This window comes from Vibrio intestinalis (genome assembly GCF_025195085.2).
In the GTDB taxonomy this organism is placed as follows: Bacteria; Pseudomonadota; Gammaproteobacteria; order Enterobacterales; family Vibrionaceae; genus Vibrio; species Vibrio intestinalis.
The window spans coordinates 29,251-43,478 of record NZ_JANAVY020000011.1 but is presented as its reverse complement, the minus strand read 5'-3'; the positions used below and the strand labels follow the sequence as shown (position 1 = coordinate 43,478).

Genomic DNA, 14,228 nt, shown 5'->3' with positions numbered 1-14,228 from the left:
CTCCTAACCAACCCGAGACAGCTTGAGTAACTTACGCAAATCGGCCAGTAAGCCTTTACTTTGCTCGACAAGATCGTCACTCGACAGTTGATAACCCATCACTAACTGGCCTAAAGGGTCGACGATGACATACTCAAAACCTTTCACCTTGTCAGCAAGCTGTGAGCTGATGTTTAAAGTGGAAAACTGGGATTGCTGCAACGCGGTTTGATCGCTGGCTTCGCTGATTAAAAGCACTGGCGTCACACGCTGCTGATATTTACCTAGCGCTAAGTGGCTTTGGGCTAATAGATGGATCCGCTGCTCACACAGGGCATCACACTCAGCAGGAACAACATAAGCAAGTTGCCAGCTCTGCGACTGATAGGGGTTTTCGTCACCAAAGGATGAAAAGTATAGGGTTGGCTCAATCAACTCACCTTTATTGGTCACGCCTGATTGATACCAGTGTTGGGAAAGAATCACTTTTGCAGCAATGGCCGGAAGTGCAAATAGCACAACAAGGCCAACGAGAATGATACGACCACGATAAATGGGATGAATCATAAGCACTCCTTTGCTTTATAAGTTAGTTTTTCATCTGACCAATTGCCCTAACTAACCACCACATACTTAAGAAGAATAACGCCAATGCCATGGCAAACCACTGAAACGCGTACCCTTGATGTTTCTCAGCCGACATAGGAATGGGTTGCCATGGCTGGGCATAAGGCCATGAATCACCCATCGGTTGAACCGCATGCGGCTCCAATTCCACACCCCATCGCTGCGACAGCTGTTGGTAATTCAAGTTTTGCACTCGCAGCACGTCCACGTCCGAACTTCGCATCTCTTCCGCCATCAACTCAGAACTCAATGGGTTATCAGAGCGCTTATATAATCGAGCAACGCCCTGATACGGCTCGGTTAACCACGCAACTGAAGGTAACTCATTCCTTAATCTAGGCGCAGGGATAAAACCCAACTCAAGCAGTACCAACCGCGATTGCCCCTCTTGCATCAGTTGATAAGCCAAATAGCCTACTTGCCCTTCAAATATTTGGTTATCAAGCAACAGATAACGAGGCTGCGGAGTTAACGAGACTTCAACGCTTATTCCCGTAATCGCACTGCTTTGAAATTGACCAACCTCAGATAAACCTTGTAGCTGTTGCTGGCTAGAGGCAGTTAATTGAGCTTGCATTTGTTGCTTCATTGCTGCTCTTGATAGTTGCCACAGACCCAAGTTGACCAATATTGAAATCGCAACCACAGTTAATAACACCGCCAGCCAAAATTTCGGCTGCTTAACCAAAACCAAGAGGCCCGCTGTCATGGTATTCATTTTCAAACTGCTGCTAGTTTTGCTGCTGCTTTTCATTGTTATCAACCTTGCCAAAGCTCTGTTTGAAATGGTCAAAGGCCCCACTAACGATTCTCAAGGCGAAACCCAACAACCTATGAGCCACTTCCTTGGCCGACGTGTGATCCTTTCAGCTCTAGCAGTCGTGCTTCTAATTGCCGCATTACTTAGCGGATTTATTGAACCCAACGCCCGCCCTTACTGACCTCATAAGACATACACAAATACAAACAGACACAACCAAACCACATCAACAAAGTGCCAGTACCAACTCCCCGCTTGGAAAGCAAAATGGTCTTTCGGGGTAAAATGGTCTTTGGCAATACGCCCGAGCAACACAATCAAGAAAATAGTCCCGAGACAGACGTGCAAACCGTGAAATCCCGTCAGCATAAAGAAAGTGTTGCCATAAATACCCGACTGCAACGTTAAGCCTAGATCTTGGTAGGCATGTGCGTATTCAACCCCTTGGTAATACAAGAAAAAGCCGGCCAGCACTATGGTCAGCTCAAGCCACACAATCAATGCCATGCGTTTATTCTGCTCTAAACTGATGTGCGCCATGTGCAAAGTAATCGAAGAGAGCAGCAGCAAAATGGTGTTCTTTAGTGGAATGCCTTGCCACCCCATCGCAGTAGTTTGCGTACCATCGGGCGCAGTTGTGAGCGGCCAAATCGCTTCAAATGCGGGCCACAACACTTCATGAGTCATAAAGTTATTACTGGCACCACCAAGCCAAGGCACAGAGATGATTCGTGCATAGAACAGCGCGCCAAAGAACGCACCAAAGAACATTACTTCCGAGAAGATGAACCAACTCATTCCTTGGCGAAATGAACGAGCGATTTGATCTGAATAAAGGCCACTCATCGATTCCGTAACGACATTGCTAAACCATCCGGCAAACATATAGAGTAAAAACAAGAATCCCGCAGTCAAAATCACCATGGCGAACACGCTATTGTCCCCACCTTCAGCCATGTTCTGCACCGTTAAACCAGCGCCGACAGCAATCAGAAACAACGCCACAGCGCCGACAATGGGCCAACTACTTTGAGCAGGTACGTAATATGATTGATGCTTGGAACTCATTGCGTTCCTCCTTGTTTACTCGCACTTGGCGGGTTAATCACTTCGGCTAAACGCGCCACTTCAACGGTTTCTGTAGTGATGTCATATAAGGTGTAAGAAAGCGTTAAGGTGTGAATGCTGTCAGGAATGGATGGCTCAATGAAAAATATCAGCGGCATTTCCACTTTTTCTTTCGCGCTTAAAGGCTGCTTGTTAAAACAAAAGCACTCAACCTTATTGAAATAACTTGCCCCTACCCCCGGCGCTACAGATGGCACCGCTTGGCCAATGATGGTTTCATCGGCTCTATTAAACGCGATATACGCCGTTTCAATCACCTCACCTGGGTGAACATTCATTGACGTTACTTTTGGGGTAAAAGCCCAAGGCATAGACGGATTAGGGTGAGCAATAAACTGCACTTTGATTGAGCGAGACGTATCCACTTGCATCGACAATGGCTGGGCTACCGCCTCTGATTTTGTCTTGCCGTTGATGCCCAGCGCATCGCACATAATGTCGTAGATCGGCACTAAGGCAAAGCCAAAACCAAACATCGCCACAGTAGCAAGCACTAGCTTACCGACTAGCTTTTGATTGGATTTGGCTTGGTGATTATCAGACATCAGCTCACCTCTTTAATCAACTTTAGGCGGGGTCGAAAACGTATGGTGTGGCGCAGGACTTGGCACAGTCCACTCAAGCCCTTCGGCTCTTTCCCACGGTTTCGCAGACGCTTTTTCACCGCCGCGAATACATTTGATCACCAACCACAAGAAAATCAATTGCGATAAGCCAAACGCGAAGCCGCCAATCGAGACAATTTGATTTACATCCGCAAACTGAATCGCATAGTCGGGGATACGCCTTGGCATGCCCGCCAAACCTAAGAAGTGCATCGGGAAGAAGAGCACGTTTACCGAGATCACCGAGCACCAGAAATGCCACAAACTCAGCCTGTGGTCATACATATTACCGGTCCATTTCGGTAGCCAATAATAGGCTGCGGCCATAATCGAGAACACCGCACCAGAGACTAAGACGTAATGGAAATGCGCCACCACAAAATAGGTATCGTGGTATTGGAAATCCGCAGGCACAATCGCCAACATCAAGCCAGAGAAGCCACCGATGGTAAACAGGACGATAAATGCAATCGCGAACAGCATTGGCGTCTCAAATGTCATTGCGCCGCGCCACATGGTCGCCACCCAATTAAAGACTTTCACCCCAGTTGGCACCGCAATCAACATGGTGCAATACATAAAGAAGAGTTCGGCGAAAACTGGCATCCCAGTGGTGAACATGTGGTGTGCCCATACTAAGAAAGAGAGTAAGGCGATGCTGCACGTGGCATAAACCATCGAGTGGTAACCAAAGAGTTTTTTGCCGCTAAATGCTGGTAAAATCGCCGAAATAATACCGAATGATGGCAAAATCATGATGTACACTTCCGGATGACCGAAGAACCAGAAGATGTGCTGGAACATCACGGGGTCACCGCCGCCTGCGGCATCAAAGAACGAGGTACCAAAGTATTTATCCGTTAATACCATGGTCACGGCGCCCGCCAGCACCGGCATTACGGCGATGAGTAGGAATGCGGTAATCAGCCATGTCCAAACGAACATCGGCATTTTGAACCAAGTCATACCCGGCGCACGCATATTGACGATGGTCACGATGACGTTGATCGCGCCCATGATCGAGCTGATCCCCATAATGTGAACCGAAAATACAAATAGTGCGGTACTGTCCGGCCCATAAGTCGTAGAAAGTGGCGCGTAGAAAGTCCAGCCAAAATCAGGCCCGCCTCCCTCGGTAAACAAAGAAGCAAGCAAAATGGCGAAGGCAAACGGTAGAATCCAAAAGCTAAGGTTGTTCATCCGTGGCAAGGCCATATCTGGCGCACCAATCATCATTGGGATCATCCAGTTGGCTAAGCCTGTAAAGGCAGGCATTACCGCGCCAAACACCATGATTAAGCCATGGACCGTGGTCATTTGATTAAAAAACTGCGGCTCAACAAGCTGTAATCCTGGTTGGAATAACTCCGCTCGAATAACCATCGCCATCGCCCCACCGGTTAAAAACATGATGAAGCTAAACCAGAGATAAAGCGTGCCTATATCTTTATGATTGGTCGAGTAAATCCAACGCGCGATGCCTTTCGGAGCGTGATGGTCATGTGAATCTTCTACCGCAGTGGAACTGCTAGCGTGAGCCATTTCCGCATCAGTGGCAGGAGAAGATTTTTGCTGTTTGTCATCCAATTTGCTCATCGATTTGCTCCTGCCTATTGGCCTTGCTCTGCGGCGCGGTTTTTAAATGAATGAATGTCAGAAGCTTGAATGACTTCCCCCGTGTCGTTGCCTAACCCGTTGCGCTGATAAGTAATCACAGCAGCGATCTCGGTATCGGTTAATTGATTTGAGAATGCTTGCATCGCGGTGCCTGCGCGGCCATTCACTATGGTGTCGATGTGGGTATCGATATCGCCCGTCGCCACTTTACTGCCCGTAATCGCAGGGAAAGCTCCCGCAATACCTGCGCCGTTGGCTTGGTGACACACAGCGCATCGCTCTAGATAGACCTTCTCGCCCACCGCCACTAACTCTTCCAAACTCATTTCGCTTGATAACGCAGCCTGTGCTTGCTGTTTAGCTAGCTCCATTTCTTGCTTCTTGGTTGCTAGCCAAGCTTGATAATCATCTTGCTCCATCGCATGCACCACAATCGGCATAAAGCCATGGGCTTTACCGCACAGCTCAGCACATTGGCCGCGATACACGCCCGGCTTATCGATTTTTGTCCACGCTTCATTAATAAATCCGGGGATGGTGTCTTTTTTCACCGCAAAATCAGGCACCCACCATGAGTGAATCACATCATCGGAGGTCAAAAGAAAGCGGATTTTCTTGTTGATTGGCAGCACTAGAGGTTGATCAACTTCCAACAAGTAATGAGCACCTTTGGCCTCAAGGCCATCAATTTGCTTTTGGCTAGTAGCAAGTAAGCTAAAAAACTCTACCCCTTGATCGAAATAACTGTAATGCCATTTCCACTGTGAGCCTGTCACTTTAATTGTGATATCAGATTGGGACGTATCTTCCATCGCGATCAGCGTTTTTGTCGCGGGTATCGCCATGGCAATTAAGATGATGATTGGAATGACAGTCCAGATAACTTCGACTTTAGTGCTTTCATGAAAGTGAGCAGCGACCGCGCCTTTAGATTTTCGGTGACGGAAAATGGAATAGAACATCGCGCCAAACACCAGAAGTGCAATAGCGCAGCAGATATAGAAGATGAGCATGTGCAGCTCATACACCTCTCCACTTATTTGAGTCACGCCTTGTGTCATATTCAAAGGCTGCTCTTTCGCTGAGGCAGATGTTGCCCAGACCAAGATCAGCGCTTCCAATGCTAACCAAGGTGCTATTGGTATTCTTTTCAAAAGACCTCTCCTCTGTCTCTGCAAGTAAATTTCTCGTTGAAACTCACTGCCAAAACTAAGGGCTCAATCACTTTGCAACGAACACCCATTACTCTTCCAATGTTCCATACTGTGAGTAGTGTGCATTCCAGTGCGATACATATTTAGCAGACCCGAATTAGAAACGGCGAGATTGGGTCACTCCTAAAACCGACGCGATTTGTTATAGTTATGTTAATAAAGGCTAGTTAGCGTTTTTAAATTGTGCAAGAAAGTGCAATGACAAAATGGTTTAGCGATTGCGCTCTCGTAAATGATAAGCAATATCAATTACGATTCGAATACAACATCAATATAAGAGCACCAACGAAAGGTAATCACGATGACAGAACAATACAATCAGTGGCTGACACAAGACCCAGACCCACGCACACGTGAAGAACTACAAAGACTTATTGCCGAGCAGCAAACCGAAGAACTCGCGGATCGTTTTCGCTCGCGTTTAGAATTTGGTACTGCGGGGCTGCGCGGTAAAGTTGGTGCAGGACCTAACCGCATGAATCGCTTGGTGATCCAGCAAACTGCAACAGGCCTAGGTTATTACCTACAATCACAGTTTTCCGACGCTAAACAACGCGGCGTGGTGATTGGCTATGATGGCCGTCCTGATTCAAAACAGTTCGCTCACGACACGGCCTCTGTACTGACCGCGCAAGGCATCAAGGTTTATTTAACGCACGATGTGGCAGCAACCCCAATCGTGGCGTTTGGCGTTCGACACTTCAACGCAGCGGCGGCGGTGGTTGTTACGGCAAGTCATAACCCACCTGAGTACAACGGCTTTAAAGTGTACTGGGATAATGGCGCGCAAATCATTCCGCCACATGACTCAGGTATCGCGTCACAAATCGATGTCGCTGCTAACGAAGATCTTAACTTATTGCCGCTGGATCAAGCTGAGCAGCAAGGCCATCTGGTGTGGTTAGAAGGCGATTACTACCAAACGTATCGCGCCACAATGAATAGCAACGCATTGCTACAAAACAACACTGACCCTAGCTCTATCGGCGTTGCCTACACCGCTATGCATGGCGTCGGTGCACGTATGGCGGAAACTCTATTGGCTGATGCGGGCTTCACTCAAGTTTACAGTGTAAAAGAGCAGCGTGAGCCAGACGGTACATTCCCAACGGTTAACTTCCCTAACCCAGAAGAAGCTGGGGCGATGGATATGGTTATTGCGCTGGCAAAACAGCATGGTGCTCAGCTCGCGTGTGCTAATGATCCAGACGCTGACCGCTTTGCAGTCGCGGTACAAAAACCGGATGGCGAATACCAAATGCTAACAGGTGATCAAGTAGGTTGTTTGTTTGGCCACTACTTACTCACCCAAACGGACGCAAGCAAACAGCTGATCGGTAACACTATCGTCTCTTCCAGTTTGCTTAACAAAATTGCCAATGCTCACGGTGCTGAATACTACCAAACGCTAACCGGTTTTAAATGGCTAACCAACGTGGCTATGCAAAAGCAGAGCGACGATAGCCAGTTCCTATTCGCCTACGAAGAAGCGCTCGGTTACACCGTCGGTAACAAGGTGTGGGATAAAGATGGTCTATCCGCATTGGTTGCATTTTCACAACTTGCCGCAGAGCTTTACAGCCAAGGTAAAACCATTTGGGATCAGCTAGAAGCACTATATCGTCAACACGGTATGTATATTAATGCTCAGCGTAGTATTGCCCTTGCACCTAACTCGCCACCAGTCGGTGATAAGTTACGAGCCGATCCACCGAAAGCAATTGCCGGGCGCAATGTAGAGGTGATTGAAGATTTCAAAGTGCAGCAACGTTTGATGGCTGATGGTACGACTCAAACTATCGACTTACCCGCCAGTGATGTATTGATCTATCACCTAGCCGGCGGAGCGCGCGTCGTGGTTCGCCCTTCCGGTACTGAGCCAAAACTGAAATGCTACTACGAGGTGGTGGAAGGTTTTGCCGCAGATGAGAGCTTTGCCGAGGCGCAAGATAAAGCGCAGTTGGCTATGGATATGCTAATCGCCGAACACCAGCACATGATTTAATCGAAACAAAAATGGGTATGACAGTGTCATACCCATTTTTATATCAAACGATGAACTAAAGCTTCTTTTGCAAAAAGATCTTATCGACCCCTTCCATTGGAAATCCGCTAAATCGGCCCACTTCTTCAAAGCCTTGTTTAAGATAAAACTCACGCGCTTGAAAGCTAAAAGTGTCTAAATAGGCATGCGTCGCGCCCATTGCTTTTACTTTCTCTTCAGCCAACTTAACAAGCTGACTGCCAAGCCCTGCACTGCGCTTAGAATCATCCACCCACAAGTACTCAACAAACAGAGTATTGGTATACACCTCGCCAAATAAACCACCACAAAATTCGCCTTGTTCGTTGCTTGCTACACAAGCAATGTAGTCGCTATTTTCATGAGGAAAGAACTGCAAATTGTAACGGCGAAGCCCCGCTAATATATCTTGCTTTACGCTATCGTCTGGATTGACGAGAAACTCAATTTTCATACTACAACTCCCTGTTATAAAAAAGGCCAGCGAAGCGCTGACCTTATCATAATCGTATGAATTACTTAAGAAATGAACTCAACATCCACAATGCGAGTATAAAGAAAATACCACCCATGAACTTATGTTGATATGTTCTAAACTTGGCGTTTTCTAGCAAGCTCTTACCTAAAGTACCGACCAAAGCCACCAGCACTAGGTTAAATAACAAGCCCAACACATTCAGCAGTAGGCCAAGCGCTAGCATCTGCTCACCAGATGTTGCAGTAATATTGCTAGAGACAAACTGCGGCAAGAACATCACAAAGAACACTAAGGCCTTTGGATTGAGCAAATTGCTGACTAAAGCGCGTTGATAGAAAGTGGTCGCCATCTTCGATTGACCGTCTAATTCTGGTGCATCAGCCGCTTGAGCGCGGATACAGTCCCAACCCATCTTTAGCAAATAAGCGCCGCCTAAAAGGTGTAGCACTTTCAACGCCATTGGGTTCATTGCTATTAAGGCAGACACACCTAGCGCAGCCAGTAGGGTCAAAATAATGCCAGATGTCGCGTTGCCTAGGCTTGCAAAAATGCCTACGCGTCGCCCATAGCTCATACTTGAACTGGCGATCAGCAACATATCTGGTCCTGGTAGCAACAACAAGGCCACCACTGCCGTGAGATACACAGGCAGAACAGACATATCAATCATATTTTTCTATAACTCGGAACAGGAGATGCGGGATTTTATATTACATGCCAGTTCATTTCTAGATCATATAACCATCAATACAACCATATTCAACACATTGAATTATAAGCATTGAAGCCAAGTTAACTTTGCTCTGTTTTTGATTGGAGAGAACGCTCAACAGGGCAATTTTGTACAAAAACATTTAGAGTAGAAATGCTATAGATAAGGTAATGGAAGACCGATTAGGCCAATTGAGTGAAAAACAAAACGCAAGAACACGCTAAATTCCTGCATGCCCAAGAACTGGGCGGGTTAGAAGTGCTTGATGCAAAATACACTCATCAGAACTTTTCACGCCATAGCCATGAAGGCTTCACGATTGGGGTGATCCAGAAAGGCGCGCAAAAATTTTATCGCACTGGTGCTAATCATGTTGCGCCGCAAGACAGCATTATTTTAGTCAATGCAGACCAAGTTCATAACGGCCAAAGTGCAACCGATGATGGCTGGGAATACAAAGCCATGTACCCTTTACCAGAGCAGTTCGCAGAAGTAAGCCAAGGCTTCAACCAACAAGGCATTATTCCCTACTTTCCCGATCCTGTGGTACACGACCCTGAGCTTGCACAGCAGCTACGCTTAGTGTTTGACGCGTTAGAAAGCTCGAATAATCGTCTACTGCGCGAAACCTTGGTGTACGGCACATTAGTTAAACTGATGAACCGCCATGGTAAACAGCGCCCCGAATTTGAAGTTCAAGGCCGCAGCAAATTGACCTTAGCTAAAGAGTTTCTGGATGACTTCCCACAAGCCGATACCTCATTGCAAGAACTCGCCTCACTGTCTAACCTTAGCCCTTACTATTTTGCGCGCAGCTTTCAGAAAGAATTTGGCCTTCCCCCCCATGCTTATCAAGTTCAAGCGCGGTTACGCTACGCCACTAAGCTGATCAAACTCGGCCACAGTTTAAAGGATGTCGCTCAAGAAGCGGGCTTTCATGACCAAAGCCATTTTCATCGCCACTTTAAGCGAGCAATGGGCGTAACTCCAAAGCAATACGCACAATCTTTATAATCCAATGAAGGCAATTTCTTACAAGTTTCACAGTTAGCGTTATGTCCAAATAGAAACTCCAAAGCATACACAAGGAGCAATGCATTGAGTTCACACCCATCTGACAGCCGAATGAAACTCTTTCTACAAGGAAGCATTGCGATGTTTCCTCTTAGCGTGGCCGTAATTCCTTGGGGACTTCTGGCTGGATCTTACGCCATTGAATCAGGATTAAGTGTATTAGAGAGTCAGGCACTATCGGCTATTCTGTTTGCAGGATCAGCTCAACTGGTCGCAATCGGAATGATTAAAACGGGCGTCGGACTTGCCACCATGCTTCTGACGGTATTATTCATTACCTCGCGCCATTTGCTTTACAGTGTCTCGATGCGCCAAGCCATCGCCCCCTTGCCTCTGCGCTGGCGTTTAAGCTTAGGTTTTCTACTTACCGACGAACTGTTTGCGGTGTGTGGGAATACGTCACCCAAGCGATTGAAGCCATGGTATGCACTGGGGGCAGGTTTGAGTTTCTATCTATTTTGGAACTTAGCCACTTTAGTGGGCATCATTGCTGGCAGCAAAATTCCAGCCCTGAATCAGCTGGGTTTAGAGTTTGCTGTAGCAGCGACCTTTATCGCCATTGTCATACCGACAGTGAAAAATCGACCAACCTTGCTCGCGGTTATCGTCGCTTTGGTGTTATCAGTTTTACTTAATTTAGCGCAAATGGAGGGGGCACTGATCATCGCCAGTGTCGGAGCCATGTTGTCAGGCTATTTAGCGGAGAAATATGGCCAAAAACAAGTAGGAGGTAACTCATGATCATGCTGTCTATTTTAGCCATGGCGCTGCTGGTATTTACTAGTCGTTACCTGTTCTTAGAGCCAAAACTACCCATACGCTTACCGCACACTTTGCAGCGCGTTTTGTCTTACTCTGCGCCTGCGGTGCTCACTGCAATTTGGGCTCCAATTGTATTTTTACCCGAAGGGGAACTGTGGGTATCCGCCACAAACCCTTATTTAATCTCAGCCATAGTCGCAGCGCTCATCGTGTACAAAACTCATAATGTTCTGCTTACCACCATAGTGAGTATGTTGCTCTTTCTACTACTAAAAAATGTTTGGCTATAATGCTCACTACACTCACATAAAAACAAAAGCGCCAGTCTTAGACTGGCGCTTGTGTTCGCAACTTAGCTCTACTGAGCGAGCCATTCAATTTCAATCAGCGTTTTACCTGCATGAATAAGACGGCCTAAGAAGACATCTCCCGATTGCACTTCACCGACCCCTTGCGGCGTTCCTGTCATGATGACATCCCCATCGCAAAGCGTTGAGTAGCTTTGAATTTCATCCACTATTTGTTGTGGCTTATAAATCATTTGTTTTACGCCGCCACGTTGCACGCGCACGCAGTTGATAAACAGCTCTATCTCTAACTCATCAATGGATAAACCATTCAAACTAATAAATCGACTAAACACGGCTGAGCCATCAAACGCTTTTGCGCGCTCCCAAGGTAAACCTTGGCTTTTCAGTTTTGCTTGTAGCTCGCGCTTGGTCAAATCCAAACCAATACCAACCGCTGATAATTGCTGATTGCGAACAACAAAACAGATTTCGCCCTCATAATGCAGAGTTTCTTGATGATGGGCAGCAATGGTCGTCGCAATGGAAGTGGCTGGCTTATTAAATACCACCATTTGCTCAGGGACGGCATTATTGAGTTCTTTGATGTGGTCTAAATAATTTCGCCCAACACAAAGAATCTTACTTGGCGAGATAAGCTTCCCTTCAAGTGTCACAGTAAACATGCCATCTTCCTTGAAACATTAAATGAAGGCACATTCTATCCAAACTTGGTGAGCTGAAAATAAAATTCGTCGAGAGGAATAAAAAACTCAGAGCTTGCCCCCATTATTGAGGGCAGCTCTGAGAGGCAGTTAAATGAATCTATCTTTAGAAGAAGTAACGAGCACCGAGAGTCCAGTAATCGTTTTCAGTGACATTGATGTCATTACCTAGGTCAAATTGATAAGCCGCAAAGGTAACGAAGCCCGGCGCTACGGTATATTCCACCTGCACGGCACTTTCACTAAACTGAGTTTTATCGGTTTTATCATCATCAACCGCTTCATAGTTAACGATGAAGTTCCAACCATTATCCAAACCAAACGCCGCAACCGCTTCGTATTGCAGTGTTTCTTCTAAACCTTTGTAAAAATTCTCGTTTTTACCCCAAACCAACGCTGCGTATATGCCCTTGCCGTATTGACCATATTTAGCAGAGAAGACATGAGAGTTGGCATCAACCGTGGTATTTGTATCCACATCAGTGATATCACCACCACTGTAAACGTACCCCACACCGAAACCGGCAAACTCACCGCTCAAAGCGATTTGGCCGCGAGTATCATATTCTGTTGTTGCGCGAGTCACTTGAATTGTGCCCGGATTACCAACTAGCACTTCAGTATCTTGTACATCCGTCTGTTTACCTTGCCAACCAAGACCGAACGAAGCCGACATATCGCTGCTAAATGCAAAGCTATTACGGTAGCTCACCATTTTATCAGCACGAGCAGAGCCCAAATTGCCGTGATTGCTATAAACGAAGTCATTCGCGAATGCGATAGGTTGGTCAGCAACGCCTGCAACGTCATAGTACGGAGACCATTGCGTACCCACCACTAAGCGACCTGCTTGCGCATGGGTTGCGCCGATGTAACCTAGACGGGTTTTGAATGTCTCTTCACCACCGTCTAAGTAATTCACGGCCCATTCGCCTTTCGCATCAATTGTGATGCCATTACCGATTTCTTTCTCACCAGCGATGTTCACTCGTGGAGATACTTGGTGCACTTTGGTCTCAGTTTCAAAGTATTCACCAATACCGACATCCACATACCCTCCGATTGAGAGCGTGGTTTTGTCTCCACTGTAAACTTGCGCAGCAAACGCTGAATGAGATGCCAAAAGAGTTGTTGCCACTGCGATGGCTAATTTTGTCGTTTTCATCTGTTTAGTCCTTTATTTATGTCAGCAACGGCTGCTTATGCAACTCGTTGGTTCGCTAACAATTAAAAGCTAGTAATGAAAACGTATTAATCAAATGAAATTGATTGCATAAATGTAAGATTAGACTGATAGTTTACTTAAGAATGGAATAGAGAATCAGCAAGTGGCTAATTTGATTGAGAAATATTGCATGGCAACTAAACGGAAGATAGTGAGTGATCACTATCACAAAACCAAACATTACCGTCTAACTGCCCCTTTAGAAGCCTGCCGTAACAGGCTATTTATCGACTATTGCCCATTTTCTACCATGGCAATAATCTTGTGAGCCTTTTCAAAATGATCTAATTGATGAGTCTCAATCCACCATGTCGCCGCTTCCATCAATAGTTCTGGATCATCGTTCTTGTTGGCGAAAAAAGCATAGAACGATACCCCGACATTATCCCCTTTCTGAGCAATTTTCTTGTGACATACTTGAAGTACTTTTTCTCTTAGCGACTGACGCATAATCTTCCTTTTCTTTACTGAACACTTTCTTTATTAAACACGTTCTGTATTAAATATTGTCGTCTTGCGACGTATTGTATGAATACATGGTGACTTCCGGTCGCGAATACCAACCTAAGGCTTGATAAAAACTCTGAGCTGCTAGATTATCATTGGCAACAAACAGATGGGTTTTATCAATGCCTTGCTGCTTCAGAGCATGGGTGGCTTTCTCCACCAACTGTTTACCAATACCAAACCCTCGGTAACCCTTATCAACCGCAAGATGTTGCAAATAGCCTCGGCGGCCATCCGTACCAACCAATACTGCACCAATCATTTGGTCACCATCAAGAGCGACAAAACTCAGGCCTTCATTTCTGTTTAAATAACGGCTGATGTTTTGCTCTGAATCAGCTTCTCGCAGCAGCATCGCTTCCGTTTGCGCCCAGAGATCGATCACTTGCGAATAATCATTTGGGGTCATTGCTCGGTAATGAAAAGTGCTGGTTGTTTTGCTTCTAATCTGGGTTGCTTTAGCGGCGAAATGTAAAGCGAGTTCTGCATTGATAAAGTCGTCGAT

The 14,228-nt window shown here is 46.3% G+C and carries 17 protein-coding genes; 5 read left to right on the top strand and 12 right to left on the bottom strand.

What is annotated here, in order from left to right; genetic code table 11:
- Positions 1-3: 3 nt before the first annotated feature.
- Together MU515_RS14145 and MU515_RS14140 are read right to left on the bottom strand one after the other, a co-directional pair.
- Positions 4-546: a redox-active disulfide-containing membrane protein gene (locus MU515_RS14145; protein WP_260261065.1), complete on the bottom strand. Its 543-nt coding sequence runs from the start codon at positions 544-546 to the stop codon at positions 4-6.
- Between the two features lie 22 nt (positions 547-568).
- Positions 569-1,315 (bottom strand): SURF1 family protein, encoded by a 747-nt coding sequence (locus tag MU515_RS14140; protein WP_349775466.1) that lies wholly within the window; start codon positions 1,313-1,315, stop codon positions 569-571.
- On the opposite strand from MU515_RS14140, the gene MU515_RS14135 reads away from it, so the two are divergent.
- Positions 1,314-1,547: a DUF2909 domain-containing protein gene (locus tag MU515_RS14135; protein WP_260261063.1), complete on the top strand. Its 234-nt coding sequence runs from the start codon at positions 1,314-1,316 to the stop codon at positions 1,545-1,547. The two genes, MU515_RS14140 and MU515_RS14135, sit on opposite strands and share 2 nt — an antisense overlap.
- 2 nt (positions 1,548-1,549) lie before the next feature.
- Here the strand turns inward: MU515_RS14135 and MU515_RS14130 are convergent, their stop codons facing one another.
- From MU515_RS14130 to coxB, 4 genes are read right to left on the bottom strand one after another with little or no spacing between them, the layout of a single operon-like run.
- The gene (locus MU515_RS14130; RefSeq protein ID WP_260261062.1) at positions 1,550-2,434 is read right to left on the bottom strand and encodes a cytochrome c oxidase subunit 3; all 885 of its coding nucleotides are present in this window, start codon (positions 2,432-2,434) and stop codon (positions 1,550-1,552) included.
- Positions 2,431-3,039 (bottom strand): cytochrome c oxidase assembly protein, encoded by a 609-nt coding sequence (locus MU515_RS14125; protein ID WP_260261061.1) that lies wholly within the window; start codon positions 3,037-3,039, stop codon positions 2,431-2,433. The genes MU515_RS14130 and MU515_RS14125 overlap by 4 nt, the downstream gene beginning before the upstream one ends.
- Before the next feature lie 12 nt (positions 3,040-3,051).
- A complete protein-coding gene (gene ctaD / locus MU515_RS14120) occupies positions 3,052-4,695 on the bottom strand; it encodes a cytochrome c oxidase subunit I (protein ID WP_260261060.1) in 1,644 nt (547 codons plus the stop codon).
- A gap of 14 nt (positions 4,696-4,709) precedes the next feature.
- The gene (gene coxB / locus MU515_RS14115) at positions 4,710-5,837 is read right to left on the bottom strand and encodes a cytochrome c oxidase subunit II (RefSeq protein ID WP_432816152.1); all 1,128 of its coding nucleotides are present in this window, start codon (positions 5,835-5,837) and stop codon (positions 4,710-4,712) included.
- A gap of 394 nt (positions 5,838-6,231) precedes the next feature.
- Between coxB and MU515_RS14110 the strand changes: the two genes are divergently transcribed.
- On the top strand, positions 6,232-7,935 hold the full coding sequence (locus MU515_RS14110) for a phospho-sugar mutase (RefSeq protein ID WP_260261059.1): 1,704 nt from the start codon (positions 6,232-6,234) through the stop codon (positions 7,933-7,935).
- 55 nt (positions 7,936-7,990) lie between these two features.
- Here MU515_RS14110 and MU515_RS14105 read toward each other — a convergent pair whose 3' ends face one another.
- Both MU515_RS14105 and MU515_RS14100 read right to left on the bottom strand, forming a co-directional pair.
- Entirely contained in the window at positions 7,991-8,407 is a 417-nt protein-coding gene (locus MU515_RS14105; protein ID WP_260261058.1) for a GNAT family N-acetyltransferase, read from the bottom strand.
- 61 nt (positions 8,408-8,468) lie between these two features.
- Entirely contained in the window at positions 8,469-9,101 is a 633-nt protein-coding gene (locus MU515_RS14100; protein ID WP_260261057.1) for a LysE family translocator, read from the bottom strand.
- Between the two features lie 237 nt (positions 9,102-9,338).
- Between MU515_RS14100 and MU515_RS14095 the strand changes: the two genes are divergently transcribed.
- The 3 genes from MU515_RS14095 to MU515_RS14085 all read left to right on the top strand — a co-directional run bounded on the left by MU515_RS14095 (position 9,339) and on the right by MU515_RS14085 (position 11,269).
- The gene (locus MU515_RS14095) at positions 9,339-10,157 is read left to right on the top strand and encodes an AraC family transcriptional regulator (RefSeq protein ID WP_260261056.1); all 819 of its coding nucleotides are present in this window, start codon (positions 9,339-9,341) and stop codon (positions 10,155-10,157) included.
- Positions 10,158-10,268: 111 nt separating this feature from the next.
- Complete coding sequence (locus tag MU515_RS14090; protein WP_260261115.1) at positions 10,269-10,958, top strand: AzlC family ABC transporter permease; 690 nt, start codon at positions 10,269-10,271, stop codon at positions 10,956-10,958.
- Positions 10,955-11,269 carry an AzlD domain-containing protein gene (locus MU515_RS14085; RefSeq protein ID WP_260261055.1) on the top strand — a complete coding sequence of 105 codons (315 nt, stop codon included), beginning with the start codon at positions 10,955-10,957 and terminating at the stop codon, positions 11,267-11,269. The genes MU515_RS14090 and MU515_RS14085 overlap by 4 nt, the downstream gene beginning before the upstream one ends.
- Before the next feature lie 68 nt (positions 11,270-11,337).
- Here the strand turns inward: MU515_RS14085 and MU515_RS14080 are convergent, their stop codons facing one another.
- The 4 genes from MU515_RS14080 to MU515_RS14065 form a co-directional block, all read right to left on the bottom strand.
- Positions 11,338-11,952 carry a fumarylacetoacetate hydrolase family protein gene (locus MU515_RS14080; RefSeq protein WP_260261054.1) on the bottom strand — a complete coding sequence of 205 codons (615 nt, stop codon included), beginning with the start codon at positions 11,950-11,952 and terminating at the stop codon, positions 11,338-11,340.
- Between the two features lie 145 nt (positions 11,953-12,097).
- Positions 12,098-13,156: a porin gene (locus MU515_RS14075; RefSeq protein ID WP_260261053.1), complete on the bottom strand. Its 1,059-nt coding sequence runs from the start codon at positions 13,154-13,156 to the stop codon at positions 12,098-12,100.
- Positions 13,157-13,447: 291 nt separating this feature from the next.
- The gene (locus tag MU515_RS14070) at positions 13,448-13,666 is read right to left on the bottom strand and encodes a DUF6500 family protein (protein ID WP_260261052.1); all 219 of its coding nucleotides are present in this window, start codon (positions 13,664-13,666) and stop codon (positions 13,448-13,450) included.
- A 49-nt stretch (positions 13,667-13,715) separates the two neighbouring features.
- Positions 13,716-14,132, bottom strand: coding sequence for a GNAT family N-acetyltransferase (locus tag MU515_RS14065; protein ID WP_260261114.1), 417 nt, complete (start codon positions 14,130-14,132; stop codon positions 13,716-13,718).
- Between the last annotated feature and the right edge of the window lie 96 nt (positions 14,133-14,228).

Excerpts from the sequence above, each read along its gene's own strand:
- MU515_RS14145 (WP_260261065.1), bottom strand. The coding sequence starts at position 546 with ATGATTCATCCCATTTATCGTGGTCGTATCATTCTCGTTGGCCTTGTT.
- MU515_RS14135 (WP_260261063.1), top strand. The coding sequence starts at position 1,314 with ATGGTATTCATTTTCAAACTGCTGCTAGTTTTGCTGCTGCTTTTCATT.
- MU515_RS14140 (WP_349775466.1), bottom strand. The coding sequence starts at position 1,315 with ATGACAGCGGGCCTCTTGGTTTTGGTTAAGCAGCCGAAATTTTGGCTG.
- MU515_RS14130 (WP_260261062.1), bottom strand. The coding sequence starts at position 2,434 with ATGAGTTCCAAGCATCAATCATATTACGTACCTGCTCAAAGTAGTTGG.
- MU515_RS14125 (WP_260261061.1), bottom strand. The coding sequence starts at position 3,039 with ATGTCTGATAATCACCAAGCCAAATCCAATCAAAAGCTAGTCGGTAAG.
- ctaD (WP_260261060.1), bottom strand. The coding sequence starts at position 4,695 with ATGAGCAAATTGGATGACAAACAGCAAAAATCTTCTCCTGCCACTGAT.
- MU515_RS14110 (WP_260261059.1), top strand. The coding sequence starts at position 6,232 with ATGACAGAACAATACAATCAGTGGCTGACACAAGACCCAGACCCACGC.
- MU515_RS14105 (WP_260261058.1), bottom strand. The coding sequence starts at position 8,407 with ATGAAAATTGAGTTTCTCGTCAATCCAGACGATAGCGTAAAGCAAGAT.
- MU515_RS14100 (WP_260261057.1), bottom strand. The coding sequence starts at position 9,101 with ATGATTGATATGTCTGTTCTGCCTGTGTATCTCACGGCAGTGGTGGCC.
- MU515_RS14090 (WP_260261115.1), top strand. The coding sequence starts at position 10,269 with ATGAAACTCTTTCTACAAGGAAGCATTGCGATGTTTCCTCTTAGCGTG.
- MU515_RS14085 (WP_260261055.1), top strand. The coding sequence starts at position 10,955 with ATGATCATGCTGTCTATTTTAGCCATGGCGCTGCTGGTATTTACTAGT.
- MU515_RS14080 (WP_260261054.1), bottom strand. The coding sequence starts at position 11,952 with ATGTTTACTGTGACACTTGAAGGGAAGCTTATCTCGCCAAGTAAGATT.
- MU515_RS14075 (WP_260261053.1), bottom strand. The coding sequence starts at position 13,156 with ATGAAAACGACAAAATTAGCCATCGCAGTGGCAACAACTCTTTTGGCA.
- MU515_RS14070 (WP_260261052.1), bottom strand. The coding sequence starts at position 13,666 with ATGCGTCAGTCGCTAAGAGAAAAAGTACTTCAAGTATGTCACAAGAAA.
- MU515_RS14065 (WP_260261114.1), bottom strand. The coding sequence starts at position 14,132 with ATGACCCCAAATGATTATTCGCAAGTGATCGATCTCTGGGCGCAAACG.